Origin of the sequence: Paenibacillus sp. 1-18, assembly GCF_000520755.1 — a bacterium.
Lineage (GTDB): Bacteria > Bacillota > Bacilli > Paenibacillales > Paenibacillaceae > Paenibacillus > Paenibacillus brasilensis.
In genome coordinates, this window is sequence record NZ_ASSB01000006.1 from 18798 (window position 1) to 45350 (window position 26553).

27 protein-coding genes and 2 pseudogenes are annotated in these 26553 nt (G+C 48.0%); 9 read left to right on the top strand and 20 right to left on the bottom strand.

Annotation, left to right across the window (positions count from 1 at the left end):
• The first annotated feature begins 107 nt into the window (after positions 1–107).
• The gene (locus tag L693_RS0100170; RefSeq protein ID WP_025715536.1) at positions 108–623 is read left to right on the top strand and encodes a hypothetical protein; all 516 of its coding nucleotides are present in this window, start codon (positions 108–110) and stop codon (positions 621–623) included.
• Positions 624–629: 6 nt separating this feature from the next.
• Here the strand turns inward: L693_RS0100170 and corA are convergent, their stop codons facing one another.
• The 6 genes from corA to L693_RS0100200 all read right to left on the bottom strand — a co-directional run bounded on the left by corA (position 630) and on the right by L693_RS0100200 (position 7244).
• Positions 630–1589 (bottom strand): magnesium/cobalt transporter CorA, encoded by a 960-nt coding sequence (gene corA / locus L693_RS0100175; protein WP_025715537.1) that lies wholly within the window; start codon positions 1587–1589, stop codon positions 630–632.
• 389 nt (positions 1590–1978) lie between these two features.
• The gene (locus L693_RS0100180) at positions 1979–2707 is read right to left on the bottom strand and encodes an amino acid ABC transporter ATP-binding protein (RefSeq protein ID WP_025715538.1); all 729 of its coding nucleotides are present in this window, start codon (positions 2705–2707) and stop codon (positions 1979–1981) included.
• The gene (locus L693_RS0100185; RefSeq protein WP_025715539.1) at positions 2700–4148 is read right to left on the bottom strand and encodes an amino acid ABC transporter substrate-binding protein/permease; all 1449 of its coding nucleotides are present in this window, start codon (positions 4146–4148) and stop codon (positions 2700–2702) included. Before L693_RS0100185 ends, L693_RS0100180 begins: the two co-directional genes overlap by 8 nt.
• 240 nt (positions 4149–4388) lie before the next feature.
• Complete coding sequence (locus L693_RS0100190) at positions 4389–5378, bottom strand: inorganic phosphate transporter (RefSeq protein WP_025715541.1); 990 nt, start codon at positions 5376–5378, stop codon at positions 4389–4391.
• A 14-nt stretch (positions 5379–5392) separates the two neighbouring features.
• On the bottom strand, positions 5393–6007 hold the full coding sequence (locus L693_RS0100195) for a DUF47 domain-containing protein (RefSeq protein ID WP_007428879.1): 615 nt from the start codon (positions 6005–6007) through the stop codon (positions 5393–5395).
• A 187-nt stretch (positions 6008–6194) separates the two neighbouring features.
• Complete coding sequence (locus L693_RS0100200) at positions 6195–7244, bottom strand: DUF3048 domain-containing protein (RefSeq protein WP_442950160.1); 1050 nt, start codon at positions 7242–7244, stop codon at positions 6195–6197.
• Positions 7245–7534: 290 nt separating this feature from the next.
• On the opposite strand from L693_RS0100200, the gene L693_RS0100205 reads away from it, so the two are divergent.
• The gene (locus L693_RS0100205) at positions 7535–8053 is read left to right on the top strand and encodes a DoxX family membrane protein (RefSeq protein WP_025715543.1); all 519 of its coding nucleotides are present in this window, start codon (positions 7535–7537) and stop codon (positions 8051–8053) included.
• A gap of 106 nt (positions 8054–8159) precedes the next feature.
• Here L693_RS0100205 and L693_RS0100210 read toward each other — a convergent pair whose 3' ends face one another.
• The 3 genes from L693_RS0100210 to L693_RS0100220 form a co-directional block, all read right to left on the bottom strand.
• A complete protein-coding gene (locus L693_RS0100210; protein ID WP_025715545.1) occupies positions 8160–8951 on the bottom strand; it encodes a dioxygenase family protein in 792 nt (263 codons plus the stop codon).
• A gap of 92 nt (positions 8952–9043) precedes the next feature.
• Positions 9044–9868: an alpha/beta hydrolase gene (locus tag L693_RS0100215; RefSeq protein ID WP_025715546.1), complete on the bottom strand. Its 825-nt coding sequence runs from the start codon at positions 9866–9868 to the stop codon at positions 9044–9046.
• Positions 9869–10119: 251 nt separating this feature from the next.
• Positions 10120–10416 (bottom strand): hypothetical protein, encoded by a 297-nt coding sequence (locus L693_RS0100220; RefSeq protein ID WP_025715547.1) that lies wholly within the window; start codon positions 10414–10416, stop codon positions 10120–10122.
• Positions 10417–10611: 195 nt separating this feature from the next.
• Between L693_RS0100220 and L693_RS0100225 the strand changes: the two genes are divergently transcribed.
• Positions 10612–11043: a hypothetical protein gene (locus tag L693_RS0100225; protein ID WP_025715548.1), complete on the top strand. Its 432-nt coding sequence runs from the start codon at positions 10612–10614 to the stop codon at positions 11041–11043.
• Positions 11044–11147: 104 nt separating this feature from the next.
• Here the strand turns inward: L693_RS0100225 and L693_RS0100230 are convergent, their stop codons facing one another.
• The 9 genes and pseudogenes from L693_RS0100230 to L693_RS0100270 all read right to left on the bottom strand — a co-directional run bounded on the left by L693_RS0100230 (position 11148) and on the right by L693_RS0100270 (position 19800).
• Complete coding sequence (locus tag L693_RS0100230) at positions 11148–12107, bottom strand: ABC transporter substrate-binding protein (RefSeq protein WP_025715549.1); 960 nt, start codon at positions 12105–12107, stop codon at positions 11148–11150.
• A 37-nt stretch (positions 12108–12144) separates the two neighbouring features.
• Positions 12145–13170, bottom strand: coding sequence for an iron ABC transporter permease (locus L693_RS0100235; RefSeq protein ID WP_025715550.1), 1026 nt, complete (start codon positions 13168–13170; stop codon positions 12145–12147).
• Entirely contained in the window at positions 13170–14255 is a 1086-nt protein-coding gene (locus L693_RS0100240) for a FecCD family ABC transporter permease (RefSeq protein WP_025715551.1), read from the bottom strand. Before L693_RS0100240 ends, L693_RS0100235 begins: the two co-directional genes overlap by 1 nt.
• A 209-nt stretch (positions 14256–14464) precedes the next feature.
• Positions 14465–15439 (bottom strand): glycoside hydrolase family 43 protein, encoded by a 975-nt coding sequence (locus L693_RS0100245; protein WP_025715552.1) that lies wholly within the window; start codon positions 15437–15439, stop codon positions 14465–14467.
• A gap of 195 nt (positions 15440–15634) precedes the next feature.
• Positions 15635–16921, bottom strand: a complete 1287-nt coding sequence (gene ilvA, locus L693_RS0100250; RefSeq protein WP_025715553.1) for a threonine ammonia-lyase IlvA — start codon at positions 16919–16921, stop codon at positions 15635–15637.
• A 181-nt stretch (positions 16922–17102) separates the two neighbouring features.
• Positions 17103–17699: pseudogene (locus L693_RS0100255) on the bottom strand (carbohydrate ABC transporter permease); the annotation flags it as partial.
• A pseudogene (locus tag L693_RS0100260) lies at positions 17695–18651 on the bottom strand (ABC transporter substrate-binding protein); the annotation flags it as partial. The pseudogenes L693_RS0100260 and L693_RS0100255, both read right to left, overlap by 5 nt.
• Before the next feature lie 239 nt (positions 18652–18890).
• Entirely contained in the window at positions 18891–19115 is a 225-nt protein-coding gene (gene tlp, locus L693_RS0100265) for a small acid-soluble spore protein Tlp (protein WP_025715556.1), read from the bottom strand.
• Positions 19116–19188: 73 nt separating this feature from the next.
• Positions 19189–19800, bottom strand: a complete 612-nt coding sequence (locus tag L693_RS0100270) for an alpha/beta hydrolase (RefSeq protein WP_025715557.1) — start codon at positions 19798–19800, stop codon at positions 19189–19191.
• A gap of 220 nt (positions 19801–20020) precedes the next feature.
• On the opposite strand from L693_RS0100270, the gene L693_RS0100275 reads away from it, so the two are divergent.
• Together L693_RS0100275 and L693_RS0100280 are read left to right on the top strand one after the other, a co-directional pair.
• Positions 20021–20332 carry an autorepressor SdpR family transcription factor gene (locus tag L693_RS0100275; protein WP_025715558.1) on the top strand — a complete coding sequence of 104 codons (312 nt, stop codon included), beginning with the start codon at positions 20021–20023 and terminating at the stop codon, positions 20330–20332.
• On the top strand, positions 20329–20982 hold the full coding sequence (locus L693_RS0100280; RefSeq protein WP_025715559.1) for an SdpI family protein: 654 nt from the start codon (positions 20329–20331) through the stop codon (positions 20980–20982). Before L693_RS0100275 ends, L693_RS0100280 begins: the two co-directional genes overlap by 4 nt.
• A gap of 148 nt (positions 20983–21130) precedes the next feature.
• Here the strand turns inward: L693_RS0100280 and L693_RS0100285 are convergent, their stop codons facing one another.
• Positions 21131–21955, bottom strand: a complete 825-nt coding sequence (locus L693_RS0100285; protein WP_025715560.1) for an aldo/keto reductase — start codon at positions 21953–21955, stop codon at positions 21131–21133.
• A 51-nt stretch (positions 21956–22006) separates the two neighbouring features.
• Positions 22007–22300, bottom strand: a complete 294-nt coding sequence (locus L693_RS0100290; protein WP_025715561.1) for a putative quinol monooxygenase — start codon at positions 22298–22300, stop codon at positions 22007–22009.
• A 162-nt stretch (positions 22301–22462) separates the two neighbouring features.
• On the opposite strand from L693_RS0100290, the gene L693_RS0100295 reads away from it, so the two are divergent.
• The 4 genes from L693_RS0100295 to L693_RS0100310 all read left to right on the top strand — a co-directional run.
• Positions 22463–24136 carry an ATP-binding protein gene (locus L693_RS0100295; RefSeq protein ID WP_025715562.1) on the top strand — a complete coding sequence of 558 codons (1674 nt, stop codon included), beginning with the start codon at positions 22463–22465 and terminating at the stop codon, positions 24134–24136.
• The gene (locus L693_RS0100300; RefSeq protein ID WP_025715563.1) at positions 24129–24863 is read left to right on the top strand and encodes a response regulator; all 735 of its coding nucleotides are present in this window, start codon (positions 24129–24131) and stop codon (positions 24861–24863) included. The genes L693_RS0100295 and L693_RS0100300 overlap by 8 nt, the downstream gene beginning before the upstream one ends.
• A 155-nt stretch (positions 24864–25018) precedes the next feature.
• A complete protein-coding gene (locus L693_RS0100305) occupies positions 25019–25984 on the top strand; it encodes an ABC transporter substrate-binding protein (RefSeq protein ID WP_025715564.1) in 966 nt (321 codons plus the stop codon).
• Positions 25981–26553: FecCD family ABC transporter permease (locus L693_RS0100310; protein ID WP_025715565.1), on the top strand; the 573-nt coding region annotated here is incomplete at its 3' end. The genes L693_RS0100305 and L693_RS0100310, both read left to right, overlap by 4 nt.

The window sequence follows — 26553 nt, forward strand, 5'->3', positions numbered from 1 at the left end:
ACGAATGCCCAAATCCGCATTTATACCTGATTTCGGGACACATGCCTAAACCCACTGTGCGTTTGTAACATACAGTAGAGTATCAACCTGCAAAGGAATGTGATCTCATGCCTGGACACTACTATCATCGGAGGCCGCTACAGCGATCCCTTTCCGATCCGTATAATTCTACTCCCTATCCCGGACTCGATCCATACAGCGAGACTCCACAAGCCGATTCCTCCAGTCTGGTGCCTTATGAAGCGCCAGCCAGTATTACGGATTCCGCTGTGGTTACACCAGACCCGGCCCCAGCCAAAGGAGGACTGCTGGGCAGTCTCGGAAATATCAACAATCTCAACGAAATTAAAGGTTTTATCGACCGCATGGGTGGCATTGACGGAATTGTAGCCACTCTTGGCAAGGTACAAAAAGTTATGAGCAGTGTACAGCAATTTGCTCCGATGGCGAAGCTACTCATGGGTTCGCTCCCCGTATTCGGCAAATCCCTCAGTAAAAATTCTGCGCCTGTATCTGAGGAATTGGATGAATACACACCACCTTCACGCCGCCGCCGAAAAAAAACACAACGCAAAAAAAACACTACTCCGCGCAAACGTTCGGTCAAGCGTAAACGTCGTTAGTCCATTTTATTTGAACCAGCCTCTACGCATAAACCAGACCACCATTGCGACACTCAGCAGAAACATGAAAAAAAGGATGCCGAAATAGCCGTATTTCCAGCCTAACTCGGGCATATACGAAAAGTTCATACCATAAATGCCGACAATCAGCGTCAAGGGCATAAAAATCGTCGTAATTACGGTCAACGTCTTCATAATCGAATTCATACGGTTGGAATTGAGCGAAATATAACTGTCTCTCAGGTCGGCCGTCATTTCGCGGTCGGCCTCCAGCATATCCGTCAGCTTCAACAGATGATCATAAATATCCGTAAAATAGGCCATATGTTCCCCTTTGCCCTGCACATGCTGCGAATTCAGAACCCGATACATCAGATCGCGCATCGGTACAATTGTACGGCGCAGCTTGAGCAGCCTGGCGCGCAGGGCAAACACCTGCTTCATCAATTCCTCAACGGACTCATGCCTGCCCTGGCCCTCCAGCTCGGCCAATTCATCCTCAATCATGAACAGACTTGGAAAATAATTATCCACCAGCTTGTCCATCACCGTGTAGGCCGCAGCCAGCGGTCCGCGTGACCATATTTTGCGTTCATTCGCATGCTGGACAATCCGTTCCCATGCCTGATCTATCTCATCCAATTCATGATGGTGATAGGTCACCAAAAAACGACTGCTAATGAACAAGTCCACTTCTTCCGCATCCAATGTATCCACATCAAGCGCGTGCACGACCAGAAACTGCACATCCTCATAATAATCCAATTTAGGGCGTTGCAGGACATGCATACAATCCTCCACAGCCAGTGGGTGAAAATGAAAATAGCTCGTCAGCAGCTCCGACTCACGATCTGTAGGCTCGTTAAAATCCACCCATATCCATATGTAATTTTCCATGTCTAGCTGCTCCAGCGGCTGTCCCACCGTCACCTGATGGTTATGACCTATAGCCAGTGTACGTATCACCGAACGTCCTCCTCGTCTACACTGCTGTCTTACATGCTGTATATTGTATATAAGCCATTCTGAATTATACAAATCTCACGCACTATATTCCACACGTTAAATAAAAAAAGGATACCTCCGGGCCAACATGCCTCCCAAGATATCCTTTATCCTCATGATGAAAAGAAAAATCACTCACGTTCACTAAAGAAGCACACGAAAAGCCACTAAGCGGTCAGATGCTCACCTCGCTATTTCCCCCGGCGCAGCAAGCAAAGCGCTGCGCCCTTTGCTTTTCCCTTGCACCTACTCATTTAGAAGTGGGGCAGGCTTTTGCAAGAAAGGAGCAGGTTCAGCGGAGCGGTCTCACACTACGTCTTCACCTGTACGCACGGCAAACCCTGCCTAACTTACAATACCTTCTCTAAAAAACTTATGGTCCGCTCATTTTTCGGATTACCAAATACCTCTTGTGGTGTTCCTTCTTCCACGATGTAGCCACCATCCATAAACACGACACGGTCGCTTACTTCGCGTGCAAAACCCATCTCATGGGTCACGATCATCATCGTCATGCCTTCACGAGCCAGATCCTTCATTACGCCAAGCACTTCGCCCACCATTTCTGGGTCGAGCGCCGAGGTGGGTTCATCAAACAGCATAATGTCCGGGTTCATCGCCAACGCACGCGCAATCGCGACACGCTGCTTCTGACCACCGGAAAGCTGGCCTGGCAGTGCATTGGCCTTATCAACCAAGCCAACACGATCCAGCAGCTTCATTGCCGTTTCCCGGGCCTCTGCCTTCGTTTGTTTGCCCAGCTCTGTCGGTGCGAACATAATGTTTTTGAGCACTGTCATATGTGGAAACAGATTGAAATGCTGAAACACCATACCTATATTTTCACGGACTTTGTTAATGTCCACGCTTTTGTCGCCCAAGTTGTAGTCATCGACGATGACCTCACCAGCGGTAATTTCCTCAAGCATGTTCATACAACGCAAAAACGTACTTTTCCCCGAACCTGAAGGGCCAATGACGCATACAACCTCGCCTTCCCGTACTTGCATGTCAATGCCCTTTAGCACTTGGTTACTGCCATAACTTTTTTTCAGATCTTTGACGATAATTTTACCCACGGCGAACTCTCCCTTCAAGACGGTTGGAAATTTTGGTCAGGACTGTAATGACAATAAGATACATTATCGCAACGACCAGCCAAATATCAAAGGATTGGAACGTCCGCGCAATAATAATTTTACCGGATTGGGTCAATTCGACCAGACCGATAACGGACAAAATGGACGTATCCTTCAATGTAATAACCAACTGATTGATAAACGACGGGATCATGATTTTTACAGCCTGTGGCAAAATGATTTTGAGCATAGCCGTCCGATAAGGAAGACCAAGTGAGCGAGCCGCCTCCATTTGTCCCGGATCAATAGACTGAATACCCCCGCGGATAATTTCCGTTACATAAGCACCCGCGTTTAAAGACAACGTTAATACAGCTGCAGCAAAAAGCGGCATTTTGAAATCCAGTGCCTGTGGAATACCAAAATAGATAAAAAATGCAAGGACAATCAGCGGAATACCGCGGAATACATCAACGAACACCGTCGCAATACCACGGAGCACCTTGTTATGGCTTACCTTCATAAAGCCAAACACCAGCCCTAGCAAAAAGGCTATGAGCAAAGAAACCAGGGTGTACAGCAGCGTATTCCCCATCCCTTTAATCAACGCAGGCAGCGAAGCGGAAATCAGCTCCCAGCGGCTATGCTCGACAGGTGCCACGCCTTTGCCGGATTCGCCCAGATATTTGGACATGATTTTGTCATACTCCCCGCTGTTGCGAATATTAACAAGTCCGGCGTTGAATTTCTCGATCAGTTCCTTATTGTTACCTTTGTTGACAGCAAAACCGTAAGAACCGCCCTTTTCCTTATCCGTCACCAGTTTGAGGCCATTATTTTGTGTCACACCGTATGCCAATACTGGAAAGTCATCAAAACAGGCAACTGAATTCCCTGTTTTGACTTCATCGTACATTTGAGAAGAATCGTCAAAAGGTACCATCGTAAAGCCGTATTTGTCCTTAATGGATTCCGCAAAGGTATAGCCTTCCGTTCCTGTTTTTACGGCTACACGCTGCCCCTTCAAGTCCTCATAGCGTTTAATCGTATCATTATCCTTACGGACCGCCATAACGACCCCTGAATCAAAATAAGGCTCTGAAAAATCAAATTTTTGCTTGCGTTCGTCGGTGATACTCATCCCGGCAATAACACCATCCACTTGATTTGTTTCAAGGGCCTGCACTGCCGCGTTAAAGCCTAGAGGCTTAATGGTAAACTCAAAATTTTGATCCTTGGCAATAGCCGCCAGCAAATCCATGTCGATTCCGACAAATTTTCCATTTACATCTTCAAACTCAAAAGGCGCGAACGTCGTATCCGTGCCAATATCATATTTTGCTTTATTTTCTGCATGTGCTACTACCCCGAAGTTACCGGCCAGGGCAACCACAAAAAACAAACAAATTATGAGTGGTATTAGTTTTCTAGATTTTTGCATAATTTCCTCCAGTCAGTGAACGGTTCAAAGTTTTCTGTTTATTTTACAGGAGTTATTAAAAATTGACTACTTTGATGTCAGCTATTTTTGAAATAACATTTCATGGGACTATCTGGATATGTGAACTTTAAAGGCGGAGTTTTGACCCCTGAATGCCAATAAGCCCCTGCCGCAAAAGCGGACGGAAGCTTATTCTGTATCCTATAGTGTGTGTTTTTTTTCGTGAAATAATAATGAAAACTAGAAAAGAATTTTGAAAATCAATCCCGACAACAGTGCAGAAATAGGGATCGTTATCACCCAGGTTATGACAATACGACCAGCCAGCGACCATCGTACAGCCGAGAATCGCTTCGCAGACCCTACACCCAAAATTGCCGAGGTAATGGCATGAGTGGTACTTACAGGCAAATGAAGCAAGGTGGCTGTGAAAATAACTGAAGCCCCCGAAATGTCGGCTGCGAATCCATTAATGGGGTCGATTTTGAAAATTTTGGTCCCCATCGTCTTGATGATCTTCCAGCCCCCAATGGATGTACCCAGCGCCATGGCTGTTGCGGCCGAAATTTTTACCCACATTGGTACTTCCAAATGATCCTGATAGCCTGCCGCGACGAGTGCAAACGTGATAATCCCCATCGCCTTCTGAGCATCATTCGTACCATGCGTGAACGATTGAATGGCTGCCGTAATAACCTGCATTGTACGAAAGCCTTTGTTCACTGTATGCGGACTGCGTTTAGCGAAGATGTACTTCAATATCAGCATCACAATATAACCGACAACAAAAGCAATCAGCGGGGAGAAAATCAGTCCCTCAACAATCCCGATAAAGCCGCTCCAATTTAATTTATCCTGGCCCGCACCTACATACACGGCTCCAGCCAACGCACCAATCAATGCATGGGAAGAGGATGAAGGAATACCGAACCACCAGGTCAAAAGATTCCAGATGATCGCAGCGATGAGCGTTGCAATAACAACATCAATACCATTCGTAAGCTTGGTGGGATCAGCAACACTTCCACCAATCGTCTTGGCAACCCCCGTAAACATGATAGCTCCGAGAAAGTTCATGATTGCAGCCATAATAATCGCACGTCGCGGCGTTAAGGCGCGGGTCGAAACCGAAGTAGCAATCGCGTTCGCCGTGTCATGAAATCCGTTAATAAAATCAAATGCCAGAGCAAGAAAAATAACAATACCCAATACCAATAAACTTGTATCCATGTAAAAGGACTCCCTTACGAGTTACGCATAATGATGGATTCCAGCATATTTGCAACATCCTCGCATGAATCCGTTGTCGTTTCAAGGCGTTCGTACAGTTCTTTGCGTTTGATAAGCTCAATAGGATCAGTTACAGTTGCAAACAGGTTTTTGATGCAAATACGCAGCAATTCATCCCCCTGATTTTCCAAATCGTTCAGGCGAATGGTGTACTCACGAATAGCCAGCAATTTCTTTTGTGAAAGCAAATGTACGGCTTTCTGAATTTCATAAGCTGATTGGCGCAAAATATCAGCAAACTGCACAATATACTCGTCCGGCTCCGTAATGTTGTACATATAAAAACGCGAGGCCGTTGCTTCCAGACCGTCCAGTACATCATCCATGGTCGTTGTCAGTTCCATGATGTCGTCGCGTTCCAGCGGCGTGATGAAGGTCTTGTTCAGCTCAGTAATAATCGTGTGTGTGTAATCATCACACTTATTCTCATACTTCTTCATTTCATTAGTAAACAAAGTCACATCTTGAAGATTTGAAGTATGTTGGGCAAAATAATCGGCTGCTTGCACGATCGTATCTGCCATATTTTCCAACGTCTCGAAGAATATATCCTTTTTCTTCAATCTCATAACGATTACCCCTTTACGAAAATATCCGCAACCTGTTTCGACTGCAATAGACAACCTTTGCTATCTTATCACACTCATCAATGTTTTTGTAATGTTTGTAAAAGCAAATTTCAGGATATACGTATACAATACCCGACACAGAAGGTCATCATCCGACATTTTTTTCCTAATCAGGGTGATTCCGTTTTTATATTGCTTTTACAATTACATGCTCATTTAGCGAAGTATCTGCAGGTACCACATGTATATAGGATGTACCCGGCGTCAACGGAATTTCAACTCCATTTTTCATAAAACGAACCGCGTCACCGGGCGTATGCTGCCATTGTGCACGTATGACTCGTCCTTGTTGAAACACCATGGCCTCCCCACTACCGTTCAGCTCGACACTCAATCTGCCTACATCGTCCAGCGTTCGATGGCTGGCACTCATCACAATAACATTGGCCGCAGAAAGCTGTTGGTTATTATTTTGATCCATATGTGACTTTTCGTTCACAAAACGCTTATATTGTTGATCCGCCGAATCGTAGGTGTAGGATACGCGATAGCTTTTGAGCAAAAAACGGATTTGCAAGGATACTGCACTCTCGTCTGTCATGACCGGGGCTTCCCCGGGTTTAAGGTAAGGGTATACGGGAATCTTTGCCTGTTCGGCATACCCTTTATGATCAATTCCTTTGCGCAATCTGCTTATATCCGTGTACAGATTATGGGGAGGACGACGATCCTTGCTCCGCCAAAAGTAAGCCCCTCCATTTGATATCTCATCCAGATGCTCCTTCCGCTGCTGCTGTAAAATTGCATAGGCATCTGTGCTTCCCCCTGCATGGATCGGCAACGCACCATAGGTTTCGCCCAGCTCAATCAGGTACGGTCGAATGCTACGAACCGGACCGATCTTCACATCTCCATCATAACTTTGGAAAAAAGCGATCAAACGGGTAATTCCGCCTTCTGCAAGAACTTCATATACCATGTCTGCCTGGCTAAGCCCTGCCTGTGGACGTGCAGCCGGGGCGTTGTTAATCATAATCGCAAGCGGTCGCTCCAAAACAGGCTGTTCCACCGGAAGACCGGTAAGCGGAGCTGTAAATGCCGGAATGGACTGCTCTTTGGGCGGTTCAACCTCCAGTTCTGTGTTTTGCTCGTTCGATTGGGGGGCGGGCTCAGATTCACCCGTTTTGGACAAAGTAGAACAAGACATCAGCATCATGCATAACAGAACTGAAGCCATCACACGCAACCATTGAGTTCGCTCGGAAATGGACCTGGACAAGTTTATCCCTCCACTTTAGATATTTTTCTCATTATAAGCTTTATTTCCTGTTTTTGTTTTGATCGAAGATCCCCCTCCGATAGAATGCTTATCTGAAGACATTAAAATTTTAAAAAATATTCAGACTTTGTGATTTTTATCACAAATAAGTGTAACTGAACTTAATACAATAAAGGTGTAGCAGAGATGATCATCCCAAACCTAATGAAATACAACACATTTTGAGATAAGAAAGAGGAATGGTTTAAATGTTTAACACCTGGTTGCGTGAAAACAAAGCAGCGATGTGGCTGCTGACTGTAGTACGGGTTTATCTCGGATATGAATGGATGAGCCATGGACTTGAAAAGTTGACTGGCGGATTTGACGCCGGTGGATTCATCTCGGGAGCCATTACTAAAACGGGTGGAGACCATCCCGCTGTACAAGGGTGGTGGGGATCGTTCCTCGAAGCCTTTGCCCTGCCGAATGTCGGTTTGTTCAACGTCCTGATCCCACTGGGTGAGTTCTTGGTCGGGGTTGGCCTGCTGCTCGGTACACTGACTACACTGGCTGCTTTGATGGCCATGGTCATGAACTTCTCGTTCCTCTTCTCGGGTACAGTAAGCACGAATGCAATCTACCTGCTGTTTGAAATCTTCCTGGTGGTTGCTGGTGCAAATGCCGGACGGATTGGCTTTGACCGTTGGGTACTGCCCTTCCTGCGTAGACTGTTTAGTAGAAATAAAGATGCTTTTCCAGCCGATCCCGCTCGAAAAACAGCTTAACTAACCCCAAAACAACCGTTACCCTCCGGGCTAATGGTTGTTTTTTTAATACACAAAAGAACTTCCATTCCCACATACTGTGTGGATTCGGAAGTTCTTTTCACAATTATTGATCATTTTCCTGACCAAAAGCCCAACAATTAAGGCTTAGCGAGCCCAGGACATAGCTTTGAAAAAGCTTGCGTGCCGAGCGCTGATCATCCGCAGCCCCCATCACATAAAACAAAGGTGAAAAATGCTCAATCCCGTAAGAAGGGACCGCCTGCTTGGCATAAGGAGCCTTCTTATCATATTGGAATAGATGACGTAAATTCCAGTCTTGAAGCTGCTGTCCAATCCAGTCATCATATTGAACCGCCCACTCGGCCGGCTCATTCGTTTCCTTGAGTGTTCGCAGGTTGTGTACCAATCCGCCGCTGCCGATAATCAAAATACCTTGCTCTCGCAACGGTGCCAGCATCTGCCCAATCTCATACTGCTCCTGCGGAGCGCGCCGAGAATCAATAGAAAGCGGGACGACAGGTATGTCCGCATCAGGATATATATGCCGCAAAACCACCCATGCTCCATGATCCAGTCCCCGGTTCCGAACCGGCTGATGAAACAGGTTATGCTGACTGAACAGATGCTTTATCTCCTCATACAGCTTTGGATCGCCTGGTGCAGGGTAATCAAGTGTGTACATTTGCTCAGGGAAGCCATAGAAATCGTGCAACGCTGCATGCTGATCGTCCGCGCCGATACATTGATCAGGACTATCCCAATGCGCGGAAAAAATGACTATTCCTTTGGGTCGGGGCAGGCTTGCGCCCAGCTCTGCAAGAAAGCTAGTATATGCGTTATTTTCTACAGCCAGTGTCGGTGAACCGTGCGCAACAAAAATTGAGGGTAATGTCATCGCTGCCAACCTCCACACGCCAGTATAGTATTACTCTTCCATTTTACTCCGGCGGAGGCGTAATTTCCAATGCAATCCGTTACAGTCTGAAATCAGATCATCCAGTGCTGCCAATCCCGTTGAATGTTTTCCTGTTCATCCAGCCATTCCAGCGTCCGGTCAATTAGCTGTTGCCGCTCTTTACCTGAAGAGAAGGTATGGTCTCCCTGGAAAATAATCTCTTTATCGCAGCGTCCCTCTGGACGCATCCAGAATACCTTTTGAAATAAGAAGGCGTAGTCCACAGGAATGATATCATCGGAGGTTCCGTGAATAACGAGCACATCCCCGTTAAATTTGACAGCCTCCTGAAACGGCTGGAACTGGGCTAACGACTCAAAATAAGCAGGTGTGAACTTGTAGCCCAAATAGTCGGCCTGACCGTTTTTAACAGACTCATCATACACGCTTCGTTCCGTAATTTTAACAATGTCGTTGAACGGGTAGCCCACCGCTGACCAAAGGACCAGGTTTTGTACTCTCTTGTCCCGAACAGCTGTAAGAAGAGCAACTGCGCCCCCCAGACTGTGACCAATCAGCGTCACCTTGGTCGGGTCAATGTCCGCGCAATTCACAGCATAATCCAGCACGGTACGTGTCTGGTTAATCATGGACTCCAGCCCTTGCTTGCCATAATCGCCTGTGCTTTCCCCACACCCGGCAAAATCAAAGCGCAGGACAAAATATCCCCCTGCTGCAAGCTCACGTGCGGTCTTTACAAATAACCGATCTACCCCGATACGATTGCCTACAAATCCGTGGCATATCACGACGAGCGGTACCCGTTTCTGCCGTTCGCCCGCACTCGGATTGCTCGGATAATGAACCGTTGCAGCTAACTCCTCATTTTTAAAGCGAATTCCAATTTGCCGTTCCATCATGATTCTCCCCCTGAACAATTTAAACGTATATTGTAACACGGATACTCAGCAAAATACCCATTCACTTTAATTCCGATAAGTTTAATAAGTTTTATAGTAAAATCAGTCTATCATCGCCCTGCTTCCTTGTCAACCTGTCATCCGTACTGATAAAAAAGTAAACAAATGGCGCTCCCCGACACGATGCCGGAGAACGCCAGACGACATACTTATTAGGGTGAACACCCCACATTCGTGTAGAAGATTCTCTATTCGTAGCTGTGCCTGAACATTTGGTGGGTTTCGACTCGTCCCTCCCACTCCAGTTTACAAGAGGCACCGCTATTATGATCCTCGTGCCACAAGCTGCGATAGCTCTCTTCACCCAGTTCCCCTGCAAACTCTGCATCCTGAGTCACTTCAGTATCGTCCAGTATGCGGTACGTTGGAGATGCTCCTTGAATGCTCCGGTGACTCACGTTTGCAGACAAGGAGACCCCGTTCCCGTTCGGAGCGCCTGCCAGTCGTTTTTGGACTGAATAATCTGCCTGATTCTCCAGTTTCATGATGCTACATCCTCTCAACGTTTATATTCAGGTTGCTCCATGTGCTCACCCTTTATCCAGTTTGAGGAGAATGCAGTGCTAATATACATTCTGCACATAAAGCCTTTTGCCATCTGGCGCTTCCTCACGTATACTGTTTTTATTGCAAAATACCGGTTCCATCAGCGGGTTGCGCCCGCAAAGCAGGAGGAAAAAATGAATAAAGCAAAATATTATACGCTTATTGCATGGATTGCCTTATCCATGTTTTTTTTGACACAGGCGATGATCGGAGGGTTCATCACATTTACAGGCGGAGATATCACACCCTTTGAAAAAGTTAACCTGTCCACCCTGATCATCATCGCCGCAGGAGCGATTCTGCTGGTTGAAGCATTGATGAATTTTATGGACCGCCCTGGAGAAGACGAGGAAACGCAACAGTCTGGCCATGCTCCAGTCAAGCCACAGCTGAATTTCAAATCCATTTTGATGTATGTGGTGCTGGTTGTCGTGATTCTTGTTTCCGGATTGGCACTGCGCAGTATACTGCCTGTGTTCAGGATAACACCTTGGTTAAATCTAATTCTCGCATCCATCGGCTTCATCGGACTCAAACCCCTTTTTCTGCGTAAAAAGCGTTCTTGATCCACAAATCCTCATTGTACTGAAGCGCCTCATCACCCCAAAAAATCCGTATTCCCGTCTGCAAGAAGATGCATGTGGAAATACGGATTGATGTATTCTAAAGCTTATTTGGAAAATAGCTGCTCTGCATTATCCAGGGCGACTTTGTGCCCCATCGCGGAATAGTCCAGCCAAGGCTGTCCGTCCAGCATGTAGACATGACCCTGCTTAACCGCCTTGAGTCCTTGCCATACTGCGTTTCCCTCCAGTTGCTTGTATACCTTTTGCGCATCGGCGCCTTTACTGATAATGACAAGGATAGCATCGGCATCATAATCAGGCAAAACCTCTTGAGACACGACCTGATAGGCCTTGTCGATTTTTTCTACACCCTTGGCTGGCTTCAAGCCCAAGTCCTGATACAGCAACGGCCCTACCGGGCGTTTCATGCCCATGACACGCACTTCCTTCGCCGTCACACGTACAGCCATAACCGTTCCATCTCCGATTTTGGAGTGGATCAGCTTTTTAACCCGTTCCTTCTGTGCATCATAATCCTTCAGAAAAGCGTCGGCTTGGGCCTCGCGGTTAACCATGACAGCGATTTTTTTCAGTTGCTCCCTCCATGTGCCTTCATCTAGATCAAAAACTTCGGTTGGGGCGATTTTTTCAAACTTGGCAACATCGGCACCCGAATATTTTTTGTCGAGAAAAATATGATCAGGCTGAAGCTCCAGCACTGCTTCCATATCCGGGTCTGTGACAACACCCAGCTTGCGGGTATTTTGGAGACGATCCTTTACATGGGGCAGAAAATCCTTCACATCTCCGCCAATGACCGAGCCAGCCGGAGTAATGCCAAGTGCCAGCAGATTGTTTGTCAAATGGATCGACATCGAAGCAATACGCGAATCGGCACTAATGGTTGTCTGACCGCTGCTGGCTGCTTTGTTATCTGTAGCTTTGGATTCTGCAGCTTTGTTTGCTGCTTGTCCACAAGCGGACAGCATCATTATACACAAAACAAGAATCATTGCTGCCCAAGAACGCTTAAAATCTGATTTCTTAAATCCACATTTTCTCATGATTATTCTCTCCTATGCTTTATATGTATTCCTTCTGTCATTTGGTTCGGGACAGCAGGAACAAAAAATACGGGGCCCCTACCACCGCAACTACCACCCCTGCGGGAATCGCATTCGGCTGAAACACCGAACGTCCAATCGTGTCGGATGTGACCAGTATGACGACCCCGACAAAACAGGCCACGGGCAGCAAATGCTGGTACATCGGTCCGACCAGACGGCGAGCCAGATGAGGTGCGATCAGCCCGATAAAGCCGATACCTCCAGCCATAGACACGCTGGCACTCGATAGAGCTACAGCTGCGCCCAGCAGCAGCAGGCGCTGACGCCTCACATTCGTGCCGATTCCGGCTGCTGTCTCGTCGCCCAACGACAGGTTATTCAGGCTGCGCGTCTGTGACAGAACATAGGGCAGCACAATGACGATCCATGGCAGCAAAGCCGCTGCATGCACCCAGTCCCGGCCCCACACGCTCCCAGCCAGCCAGCGTGCAGTAAATGCATACGTATCCTCATCGAGGCGCAACGACCAATACAGCGTTATTGCGCTGAGACCCGAGGCTACACCGATACCGGACAAAATCAGACGCACGGGCACGACTCCTCTGCTGCGGCTATACGACAATAGTACAATCAGCACCGCTGCAATGAGTCCTCCTGCAAAGGTAAACAAGGGGATAAGCACGGCTGCCGAGCCCTCCAGGTCGCGAAAAAAGCTGACGAACATCACCAGCCCGAGCGCAGCCCCTGCGTGAAGTCCCAGCACTCCGGGGTCAGCAAGCGCGTTCCGTGACAAGCCTTGCATGACAGCTCCGGCTGCGCCCAATCCAGCTCCAGCCAACACGGTTACGACGATACGCGGCAGACGATACTCAAACAGGACCAAATGATCACGTCCACTGCCACCGCCAAACAGCGTATCCAGCACACGCAGGGGTGGAATACGGATCGTTCCGGTATTCAGGCCCAACACAATGACAACAAAGCTGATCCCCGCCAATATCAGGCAGACGAGCCAAGCCTTTGTCTTTCTTGCATCTCCCGTTCCTATAGAGCGACTCACTACAAATCCCTCCTTTCCTTACGGGCGAGAAAGAGGAAAAAGGGTACCCCGATAAAGGACACCATAATTCCAATAGCCAGCTCCTCCGGTGGATTTGCCATTCTCGCCCCCAAATCAGCCAGCACCAGCAGCACAGCTCCCAATAGCGCAGACAGCGGAACAATCTGGCGATAATCCACACCGATCAGCTTGCGGGCGATATGTGGAATGACGAGCCCTACAAAGCTGATCGCCCCGGCTGCCGACACAGATAGCCCAGCCAGCACCACCACGGTCAGCAGGCCAAGCAGTCGGATACGCTTGAGATTGATTCCCAGGTTCAACGCCACCTCATCGCCCATTGAAATCAGCGATATGGAACGTGCCAGCCCCATAGACCAGGCAATCACCAACAGCAAAATCGGCGCAAGGATCTCAAGCTGCGACCATTTAATTCCGGCAACACCCCCCGCATACCAAAAGGCCAAATCCTGACTCAGATCAAAATAAATCGCAATCCCCGAAGTCATGGAACCTAGCAGGGCAGCCGTCACAGCACCAGACACCGTCAATCTCATTGGCGTCAATCCCCCCGGGGCAGAGGCTCCGAGGCCGAATACCAGCAAGGTACTCATCAGTGCACCGAGGAACGACAATATGATTAACGTGCCATAAGGCAGATTAGGGAAAAAGGCAAAGCTCACAGCGACTACAAACATCGCGCCTGCGTTAATGCCTAGCACCCCTGTATCTCCCAGCGGATTGCGTGTAATGCCCTGAATCAGAGAGCCTGCCACCGCCAGCGCGGCTCCAATAACGGCTGCACCGAGTACACGCGGCAATCTCAGCTCATGAATAATCTGATGTGTCATTAGCGAACGATCATAGTGGAATACTGCCGCCCACACTGTGCTTAAAGTCAAGTCCTTAGCTCCAAAAGAGATAGCGGCAAACATGGACAACGCTAATAATACCGCAGAAGCTATGAATAATAATACCTGCCGAATCCTGCCTGACCGGAGCAACGGGCGAGCTACAGAGGCTGCATCGAAAATTGTGCTTTCTGTATGAGCTGAACGTTCGTCCGTCCGACCTTTTGACCGCATTCTTGAGGTCACTCCCTCCATACCCGAATCACCAGATCCGAAAATCTCCATAAATCTAATGACGATAATGATAATTATTATCAGCTTGATTCATAATAGCATGTTTCTATGACATTGCAAGCGAAAAACTGTCCCCCATATGAAGGAGCAGTTTTTCGCTTATATCTATGTGAGCTGACTATACGGATGGCTCCAGACATCCCACTTTTTTAGTACGTAGGCCAGCCTGCTGAATCCCATTTCAGATCACTAATCAGAAGCTTTGGATTCCCATTATCCGTAGCATCATAGGCATGACGCGCAATAACACTGTTATTATAAATAGATTGTCCGCCTGGTCCCTTCCAACGGTCATTCCCTGCATCCAGCACGGTTCCACCGCCATCCATCAGGTTTTTACCACTCTTGTCCACATACGGTCCAGTGATACTCTTGGAGCGGCCGTAAATGATTTTATAATTACTGTCTACGCCTTTGCAACAGTTATCAATGGAAGCAAACAGATAATAGTAGCCGTCACGGTAAGTAACATGTGGCGCTTCCAAACCACCAGCAGTACGCTTCGCAATAGAATAGATCTGGCCCGTAGGTTTCATTGTACTCTTTTCCAGACGAGTAATTTTCAAGCCTGAATTCCATGAGCCGAAGGAAAGCCACGGGTCACCGGAAGCGTCAATGACCAGATTCGGATCAATCGCATTATAATCGTTAGAATCCGTCGTTCGCAGCACAAGTCCATCATCTCTCCAGCTTCCCGCACCAATACTCGTTGCTGAAGTCAATCCAATGGCCGAAGTGCGTGACCCGAAGGTAGAAATGGAATAGTAAACCCACACACGTCCATTGTACTTTTGAGCATCCGGTGCCCATACATCATTAGTCTTCTGCTTAGGTACATACGATTTCCACCATGATGGCGGCGACAGGAATATTTGCGGCAATCTGTAAAAATTACGTCCATCATCCGACCTTTGGACCTGTATCCCCTGCCCTGTCGAGAAAATATACCATGCATTGCCTTCCTTTGTGATGGACGGATCATGTGTCGCCACATCACCCGTTAATGCCCAGTGCTCTGCCGATGCAGATGGTACCACTGACAGCAATAATGCCGCCGAGGTTACGGCGGCAAACGCCGTTCGGACCAATTTACCTTGTACTGATTTTTTCCAAGCTTTTAACAAGCTTACGCACCTCCAAATTTATTTTATATGATGCGAATCAGGTGAAACATAGATTACGTTAGTGTTTACACTTATGAAGTTACACATATATTAACTTATCGACTTCAGTTTTGTAAACGCTTTATTTCAAATAAAAAGAAATCCATAAACTACGCATAACGTTATACATACAAAAAGGAGCCCGCAGGCTCCTTGTTAAATCAGCATATTAAATAGATCCTCGTTTTTGTTCAGTTCTGTATATTTAATTCCCTTGCGGTTCATCCGTTCAACCAAAGGAAGATAGTCTTCCTTGTGAAACAGCTCAATGCCGACCAGCGCGGGACCGTTTTCCTTATCGTTCTTTTTCGTATACTCAAACCTTGTGATGTCGTCGTCCGGTCCAAGCACATCCTGAAGAAACTCACGCAGCGCCCCGGCTCTTTGCGGGAAATTCACCATAAAATAATGCTTCAGTCCTTCATAGATCAGGGAACGCTCCTTAATCTCCTGCATACGATCAATATCGTTGTTGCCACCGCTAACGATACAGACCACCGTTTTGCCCTGAATCTGCTCACGATACAGATCAAGTGCTGCTACAGGCAGCGAGCCCGCAGGCTCGACAACAATCGCATTTTCATTGTATAGCTCGAGAATTGCGGTACAAGCCTTACCTTCCGGTACCTTCACAATATCGTCCAGCGTATTTTTACAAATGTCGTAAGTCAGCTGACCGACACGCTTCACCGCAGCTCCGTCAACGAACTTGTCTATGTGGTCCAGTGTAACCACCTTGTTCAGACGCATCGCTTCCGTCATCGACGCTGCCCCAAGCGGCTCCACGCCGATCACCTTGGTGGACGGATTGACAGTTTTCACATACGTGCCTACGCCTGCCGCCAAGCCACCGCCGCCAATCGTCACAAACACATAATCTGCAGGTGTATCCAGGCTTTCCATGACTTCCATCGCAATCGTACCGTTGCCTGCTATAATTTTCGGCTGGTCAAACGGATGGATAAAGGTCATCGTCTGCTCACTGCACACCTTCATGGCTTCGTCATAGGCATCGTCAAACGTATCTCCGGTCAGAATGGCCTCCACACTGTTACCGCCAAAGCGACGAACCTGCTTCACCTTCTGATTAGGCGTTGTGCTTGGCATGAATATTTTACCGTGGATGCCCAGCGCATTACATGAAAAAGCCACACCTTGCGCATGATTGCCCGCACTAGCGCACACAATGCCCTTTTCCATTTGCTCAGGAGTCAGACTGCGGATCATATTGTAGGCTCCGCGGATTTTAAAGGACCGCACAACCTGGAGATCCTCTCTTTTTAGATATACATTGCAGTTATATTTGGCCGACAGGACGGCATCCCTCTGTAAAGGTGTACGTACAATCACCTCACGCAGCATATGATGCGCCCGTACAATATCCTCCATACCAACGGTTGACGCTGTGGCCGGGCCAGTTTTCTGGGTTTCTGTTGGTTCCATAGGTTCTCCACGCTCCGCCTGAATATTTCTATATTTGAAATCTTTCAAATATCATACCACGTTTCCCTACAGCTTGTGCAGGTCATAGACATGAAAATGAGAATGAAAATCAGTAATATCAAAAAAAGCAGACCGGGATGCCCGACCTGCTTTTTTCGATGTTACATTTTTGTTGTAGCGATTATCCTTTGACTCCGCCTGCCGTCATACCTTCTATGAAATAACGCTGGAAGAACAAGAACACGACCAGAATCGGTAAAATAGCCAAAACCGACCCGGCGATCAGTACATCATAATTGTTGCCATATGGCGTCAGCAGACTAGACAGACCAATCGGCAGTGTCAGCATGTCGTTGGTACGTAATACGATCATCGGCCACAGGAAGTTGTTCCAGCTGTTCATCGCCTGTAAAATAGCCATCGCCGCAAATGCAGGCGCCATCAGCGGCATCATAATCCGCACGAAAACACCATATTCCGAGCACCCGTCAACCCGTGCGGCATCCATAAAGTCCTTGGGTACTCCACTCAAATATTGACGGAAGAAAAAGATCGGGATCGGCGCAACGACGAAGGGCAGTATCACCCCCCATACCGTATTAATCAGCTTCATGCCGATCATCAGCTTGTAAAGCGGTAGCATAATAATTTCGACCGGGATCATCATCACGACCAGCACCAGCGTAAAAATCACATTTTTCAGTCTAAAACGGTACATCTCCAGCCCGTAGCCCACCATCGCGGACAATATCAGACATAGCACCGTAAACAAGACGGTTCGTGACCACCGTACCCGTTCCGCCCATACCCGCTGAGCGAAAGCCCCCTTTTTCCCAGGCCGGCAACGGTCTGATGATGATTTTCCCTTTCAGGTCAGGCATATAATCCGTAAAGCGTCCCATGTACCACATCGGCATCCATACCGAAGCGGCCCCGCCTTTGTTCATAAACCCGTAGTATTCCTCCATATGATGTCCGCCGCCGGGTGCGGGGATGGCGATTTTGTCCTTCACCATCTGCTGAAGAAACGCAAGTGTTTTAATATTCGTTTCGTTATCCAGCGTCAGCTCGCCCTTGTCATCCAGAAAGTCCGAATTCTGCTGGGAAATCATCGGCCAATAATTCCACAGGTCATTCGTTTCCATCGTCGCCATGGGCTTGCCTGTTTTCGCCAGCACTTGCTTGCCAGCCGCAGCATAATCTGCCCACGTGACGATGGAATCCGGGTTTACCCCCGCCTGGTCCAAAATTTCTTTATTGTAATACATCACTTCGGCCCCGACATGAAAATCAATGCCATAATACTTACCGTCTTTACCGTAAATCTGGACTCTGGAAGGCACAATGTTCTTTATCTCCGGGTCAATCACCGGATTGAGCGCGACCAGCTGCGGTATCCCTTTGAGGAAGTTGCCGATCTTGTTGACCTCGATATCCGCGATATCCGGTGCCCCCACCCCCGATTGCAACGCAATCGACAGCTTGCTGTGGTGGTTGTCATAAGGAAATGTATCCGCTTTCAAATTAATCTGTTCATCAGGGTGCAGTTGGTTCCATTGGTCAGCCATTTGCAGAAAAAACTTCTCATGCAGCTCGTTAAACGTCCACAAAACCAGTTCTGTTCCCGGCCCATCCTGTTCGTCGGCCTTCAAGGAACAACCTTGCAGCAGTCCAGCCATTAAAACCACCGCCATGAGCATCAACGACATGCTTTTTCTTCGCAGCAGCATATCCTTCCCCCTTCGCATGATGAAAAATGATTCGCTAATAATTGCGCTTACTTTTATTGTTTAATATCAAGCCAAATTAGTTTACAACAACATTATTTATAAAAATTCATTTTTAGTACAAAACTAGCGTCTTCATTGCATTATAGGGAGAAAATGAATCGGATGGGGTTATGATGATTTTTGCATAAAAAAGCGACCCAACTCGAATTGAAACTTGGAGTTGGGTCGCTCTTTTTTAGCTATTCTTGAGAATGTGCTGCTTCGTCCTTCACTTCTGCTCGAAACGCTCTAATACTTTCTTTACGGCGATTATTTTTTTCTTCGATTTGCTTACGCTCCTCGTCACTGATTTCAGAGGAAAACTCGTTCAGATACCCTTCAGCTTCATGAAGATTCTGCTGTGTATTCTGAATATTTTGTTGCAAATGCTCAACATTATCGGCCCGATTATCCGGTTTTGCCATATTGTTGCCGCCTCCTAATTATGGAATCGCTCACTGGAGCGCTAATCGGTAGCTTGATCGTTATTGCATGATTTTATGCATTCCAGTGCTCTCCAAACCATTTCCCTGCGGCTTCGGCTTCTGTACGGGTTAATTGATGACCATTGCGTTCCCAATATGCTTCCACCTGAGCTCCAGCTCCTTCCAGTAAAGCGTGCAGCTCACGGGATTCCCCAACTGGAACGATTGGATCATTTTCACCGGAAGACAGAAATACAGGGACACCGCTGAGATCCGGCAATTGCAGCCCGCGCAGCGGCACCGTCGCATGATGAAGAATGGCTCCGCGCAGCGCTTTTGCATCGTGAAAGAGCATACTGGCCGCTATGTTCGCCCCGTTGGAATAGCCAAGAGCCACGACGTTGCTACGGTCAAAATTGTATTGCTCCGCAGCAGTATCCACAAATTCGCTTAGCTCCTGGGTACGGAATACAAGATCCTCTATATCGAACACCCCCTCTGCCAAACGGCGGAAGAAACGCGGCATTCCATTTTCCAGCACATTCCCCCTTACGCCTAACACAGATGCTCCTGGTGCAACCAAATCAGCCAATGGCAGCAAATCTTGTTCATTCCCGCCAGTACCGTGCAGTACCAAAATCACCGGGGCCTCTGGATTACTTCCTCTACGGAAAATATGTTTCATATCTATTCCTCCTTTATTTTAACTTTAAATTAAGAATCTTATTTCTTGTGTATTTTGATTATACCTAACTTCTCTATCTTTTACAAATCCAATTGCAAACCTGCTCTAAAATTTTTTTTTAAAATAATGCATTGATCCGTTGACATACAACACAGCACTATTTTAATATTGGCTTAGATGTTTAGGAAATTATCTAAATATCTAAAGGAGTGAGCAAACTTTGAATGATGCCTTTAAAGCCTTGGCCGACCCGACCCGGCGCAAAATATTACAGCTTTTGAAAGAGAAAAGCATGAGCGCAGGCGATGTCGCCGAGCATTTTCAAATCAGCAAGCCCAGCATATCCCACCATTTGAATCTGCTAAAGCAGGCGGGGCTTGTGCTGGACGAGCGACAGGGGCAAAGCATTATTTACACCTTGCATACAACGGTTGTGGCAGATGTCATCGGCTGGATGTTCAGCATCGCCCAATCTGATGCCCCTGTAAAACAAAATTCGAAGGATACCAAGGATACGGAGGAATCTGAATGAAATTTCGATTACATTGGAGCTTTACGGAGGTATTGACGACTTTGATTGCTTTATCACCTGCTATAGGGGCTTTGCTGCTGTACGACCGACTCCCTGCTGTTATGGCCTCACATTTTAGCTTTAACAATACAGCAGACGGGTATATGAGTAAAAATGGATCTATTCTTATGATGGTGCTGTTGGGGCTGGTGCCTTTGCTCCTTCGGCTATCCCGCTACATGGACCCCAACAGAGTAAATTTCGAGAAATTTGCTAAAGCCTATGAGGTTACGCGTGTAGGCACTTCGCTCATTATCGCTATAGCCGGTTGGGGAATGCTGCTGTATAACCTGAATTATCGGTTGCAGATGACTGCTATAATTTACGGGGTATTAGGGCTGTTGCTGCTGGTGCTTGGTAATTATATGACGCAGGTACAGCCGAACTTTACCTTCGGGATCCGTACACCGTGGACTCTGTCCAACCCGGAGGTCTGGCGTAAAACGCACCGTTTCGCCGGGCCTATGATGATGCTTGGTGGTGCCTCGGGCTTGGTGGCGGCATGGGTCGATGGAGTGGCAGGAACAGTCATTTTTCTCGCTGGGCTGGGTATATCCGTCGTCGCCCCCATCCTCTATTCTTTCCTCCTGCATCGCAAATTAAATCAATAGCAGGCATGCAGGACGTAGCAACTCTGTTCAGAACGACGAAAGCGTATGAGAAGATCCCCGATGCATAAATAAAAAAAGAACCTCCAAGCCTACGGTTAACGCAGATTTGGAGGTTCCTTGTGCATTTGTAAATTAGAATACTTGAATATTAGAACAACAGCTTGTCGGGATGCGTGCCTACACGCTCATCCAGATGAAGTGCGTTGATTCGGTTAACATCCTCTACCGTCAGTTCAAAATCAAATAAATCGGCATTTTCGCGGATACGATGCGCGGTTACAGATTTGGGAATTGTCACAATTCCCCGATCCAGATGCCAGCGCAAAATAACCTGTGACGACGTTTTGCCATATTTATCAGCAAGCTCAACGATATCCGCCTGCTCTGTCAGTTTCCCCTTCATCAGTGGGCTCCACGATTCAAGCTGAATCTGGTGATCGCGGCAGTATTGATGCAGCTCTTGCTGTGTCAGACGCGGATGAAGCTCCACTTGGTTGATGACAGGTACAATGTTGCTATCTTTCAGGAGGTCTTCGAGATGGTGAACTTGGAAGTTACTTACTCCGATAGCGCGTACGCTTCCCTCTTCATACAGGCGTTCAAACGCCTTCCAGGTTTCCTTGTACTTATCTTTGCCAGGCCAATGAATAAGATACAAATCAATGATGTCCAGGCCTAGCCGCTTGCGGCTTTCCTCGAAGGCACGCAGTGTTGAATCGTAGCCCTGATCCTGATTCCATAGCTTTGTGGTAACAAACAGATTTTCTCTGGCCGCCCCACTGTCGCGAATAGCTTGTCCAACCAGCTCTTCATTGCCGTAAATCGCCGCCGTATCAATGCTACGGTAGCCAACCTCAATAGCTGTTTTGACCGCTTCGTAGACCTCATTGCCTTCCGCCTTGTACGTGCCAAAACCCAGCCAAGGCATCTGAACTCCGTTATTCAGTACAGTTGTATCCGCAATGTTCCCCATATCTATCTCCTCCTGTTCCTGATTATGATTACGATTTATATAGCGGGGTGATTACAGTTTGGTTGCATCCTGAAAAGCATTCACTTGCAGCGGAGCCGACAACAATTCCTTAGCTGCGGCAACAAATGCCTGGAAATGGGCAGACTTGTTATGGAAATCTACAGCCGCTGCATCCTTCCATTCTTCGACCATCGTAAATGCGTTGGGATCGTTCAGATCCTGCATCAGCGTGTAGCGTACATTGCCTTCTTCAGCCTGTGATGCGCTAATCAATCCCTGTGTTTGTTGCAGAAAAGCCTCTCTTTTTTCAGGTAAAACTTTCATATCAGCATGAATAATAAACATGATTTCGTCCTCCTCGCATTATGTAACTATTTCTATTATAGACCATTCATCCGACAGATTAAAAGTGCGGCTGTTCCTATAATACAGTAAAATGGATCTTATTGAGGAGATGAGCAGCTTGATCAGCTCCTCATCTATCTTGCTTGACGGTGGTGAAGGCATGTGCGTTTTCAGACTAAACTAATGGTATTCATATCCCTTTTAGTGGTGGTGGTTACCGGGCTATTGGGATTATCCTTTCGATATATGATCACCTCCGCTCTAAACGAAGAAATGGGAAAAAGGGCTCTAACCGTTGCCAATACGCTTGCGGTAGATGCGCAGGTTAGGGAAGCTCTGAAGCAGACCGACACGGCGCAGCTGCGTTTGCGAATCCATGAGGCCGTAAAGCCAGTCCAAGCGAGCAGCGGCGCTGATTTTATTACGATTGCAGATCGCCATCTTATCCGGCAGTGGCATGTCAATCCAGAACGCATCGGTACGCCTATGCTAAACCCCATGAATGATAAGGTGCTGCACGGGCAGTCCTTTATCACGGAATCGACAGGCTCTCTCGGGCGGTCACTGCGGGCCAAGACTGCAATTTATGATGAACAAGGCAAAGCTATCGGCCTCGTTTCCGTAGGTTTCTTAATGACAGATGTGGAGCAAAATATTCGTACATATACCTATGCATGGCTGTGGTTCATGATCTGGGCGCTTATGATCGGCATTTTAGGCAGCCTGCTAATAGCGCGAAGGGTACGCCGGGAGCTGCATGGGCTGGAGCCTGTGGAAATTGGACGTTTGTACCAGGAAAAGCAAGCCATTCTCGAATCTATAGGCGAAGGGATTATCGCGGTTAATAGCCGTGGACAAGTCACATTTGCCAATCCGCAAGCTGTCCGCTTGCTCGGCCTTCCCCTGGAGACTACCATAGACGGTTACGAGCTTCGACACTTAGCGGGTGTCGCAGGTAAACTGGCAGATGTACTTGTTGCCGATTTTACCGTGAATCATGCAAATATAAAGTCGGACCAGGAACATATCGTGCTCAATGAGGAAATTGAGGTGCAGCAACGAGTGGTAGTCGTCAGCCGTGTGCCGATCAAGGATCATTCCGGGCAAATGATCGGCACAGTTGCCAGTCTGCGTGATAAAACAGAGCTGCTCCGCATGACGCGGCAATTGACGGAGGTCAAAGATTACGCGGAGGGGCTGCGATCACAAACACACGAATACGCCAATCGGCTGTATCTCATATCCGGCTTGATTCAGCTGGAATGTTATGACGAAGCGGTGGACTTTATTACTCAGGAATCAGAGGAATATCGTGTGCACAAGCCCGCCGCCTCTACTCTTTTACCTGATTCGGTCATTGCCAGCTTGCTGATTGGCAAGAAAAAACAGGCGCTGGACAAGAGAATTGTATTACATTCTACGGTTAGCGGTGCATTCTCTACCTTATCTCCCACGTTGGAGTGGTCGCTTCTCGCTGCCATGGCCGGAAACCTGCTGGATAATGCCATGGAGGCAGTCGCGATGCCCTCAATCCCTGAGGGACAGGTCTGGTTCCGGCTTGAAGAAACGGCTGAAGCCATAACCGTCGAAGTTGCGGATAACGGAGCGGGAATTGCGGAGGATATCCGGGAAAAGCTGTTCGTCAAAGGAGCATCGACCAAAGCAGAAGCAGGGCACGGTTACGGCCTTGCTCTCGTGCACGAGTATGCAGAGCGAATGGGCGGCTCTATCAAAATACATGAACGGACAGGTGGAGGTACCATTTTTGCAATACGCATACCTTTAAATACATCAGTAACAAGTGATGAAGCAACAGGAGGTTACACCCATGAATGAGCGGGTTTTATCGGATATTGAGGTTCTTGTTATTGAAGATGATCCGCGAATTGCGGAAATTAACCGACGATTTATTGAAAAGGTAGACGGGTTCACTGTATGTGCAATAGCAACGAACGAGTTTGAGGCCAAGCTTCAATTGGACGTGCTGCGTCCGCCTTTAGTCGTGCTGGATGTTTATTTTCCAGATACCGACGGCTTAACGCTGCTATCGTTCATCAAGCAACACTATCCAGACACCGATGTCATTATGCTGACTGCCGCCAAAGAAGCTGAAACCGTGATACAAGCCGTTCGCGCAGGCGTGTTTGATTTTATCGTAAAGCCGCTTGTGTTTGAGAGATTGCGTGCCACACTGGAGGAATATGCCCGTTTTCAGCGACAGGTCAAGGCTTGGCAGGAGCAGCCGTCGACAGTGGAGCAATCTGAAATTGACAAGCTGCTTCAAAGTACCAGCACTGGTCGGATGGCAGGTGCCGGAACGATAGAGCTATGGGCCAAGGGCATTGATAAAGTTACCTGTGAGAAGGTGCTTGATCTCCTGAATCGTCGGGGCGAGCTGACTACGGGTATGGTGGGGAGTGAGCTGGGCATGAGTCGTTCCACAGCCAGAAGGTATCTGGAGCATTTAGTAGAGAGTGGTGACGCCCACCACGATCAGGTATACGGAACGGTTGGTAGACCGGAGCGTATCTATCGGCGCCAGCGGGGAAATGAACAAACATAATTTTAATGAACTTAATTCACTTTATAAGCCAAAATGGTTTAAATGAACACATTGTTTACGTCCCTCCTCCCGATTGCTAGAATGGTCAACAGTTGATTAATTGATAATGATTATCAATAAGTATGATAAGCATATTTGGGAACGGGGGACAGCATATGGCAACACCAAAGCAACCACTACGCACAGGCATGCTGCTTACAGCGATCCTTGCACTACTGACGGTCATTATGGCGGGATGTGGTGGCCAGTCAAAAGATAACAGCGCAGCAGCACCTCAAGCAACCGGCGATACCCGAATCATCAAGCATGAGATGGGAGAAACCAAACTTACGGGTAAACCCAAAAGAATCGTAACGCTGGAATTCTCTTTTGTCGATGCGGCAGTCCAACTGGGTGTAACACCTGTCGGGATAGCTCAGGAAAATGACGATGATATTGCTGGATTGCTCGGCAAGAAAATCGACTTTACGCCTGTAGGCACGCGCAAGCAGCCGAATCTGGAAACCATCAGCTCCTTGAAGCCCGATTTAATCATTGCCGATCTGAACCGTCATAAAAGCATATACAAAGAACTAAGTGAAATTGCTCCCACCATTGTTCTGAAGAGCCGCAATTCCTCCTATGAACAAAATCTGGCATCCTTCGGTGTCATTGCTGATGCGCTGGGCGAGAAGGAAAAAGGCGAACAGATTCTAGCCGCACATAAAGCTAAAATGGAACAGTTGAAGAAAGGAATTAAAGTCGGGGAGCCACGCAGCGTGCTGCTTGGGGTATTCCGCTCTGATTCCCTATCTGCTCACGGGGCTTCTTCCTTTGATGGACAACTGCTGGAGCAAGCAGGTATCCGCAATGCCCTTCAAAATACAAGCGAGCCCACCGTCAAGCTGACGCTGGAGCAAATTGCACAAGCTGATCCAGATGTGATCTTTTTGGTGGAGGCTGATGAGAAGCTGATTGCAGAATGGAAGCAGAATCCACTGTGGCAAAATATCACTGCTGTCAAAAAAGGGGAAGTTTACGAAGTGAACCGGGCATTATGGACCCGGTACCGCGGACTCGGCTCAGCCGAGAAAATACTGGAGCAAGCCATTTCGCTTCTGTATCCCGCGCAAAGCAAATGAGACGACTCCCGTTAAACGGACAAGCCTCACGCGACCGGCTGAATAAGCCGGTCTTCTTTGCACTTCTTTTTGCACTGCTGGCTGGACTGCTGCTGAGCGTGGCGATTGGCCCTGTCAGGATGGATATCCCCACCATGCTGACCGCGCTTTTCACCGAGCACCCGTCCAAGGATCAGCTCATTATCCTGACGGTTCGGCTGCCGCGTGCTGTCATCGGGCTGCTCGTCGGGGCTGGCCTTGCTGTGGCCGGAGCGCTGATGCAGGCCATTACACGCAACCCGCTGGCTTCGCCGCAGGTGTTCGGGGTCAGCTCGGGCGCTTCGCTGGCTGTCGTGCTGTCTGTTGTGCTGCTGCCAAACATCGGATCATCCAGCAGCATATATTTTGCTTTTGCCGGAGCTATCGCGGGCGGCTCCTTCGTGTATGCCCTGGCCGGAACGGCAGGCATGACGCCAGTCAAGCTGGCACTGGCCGGGATGGCCGTGCACCTGCTGCTGGCCTCCGTTACCCAGGGACTGCTCGTGTTCAACGAGCAAATATCCGATGTACTGTATTGGCTCCCCCCGGGC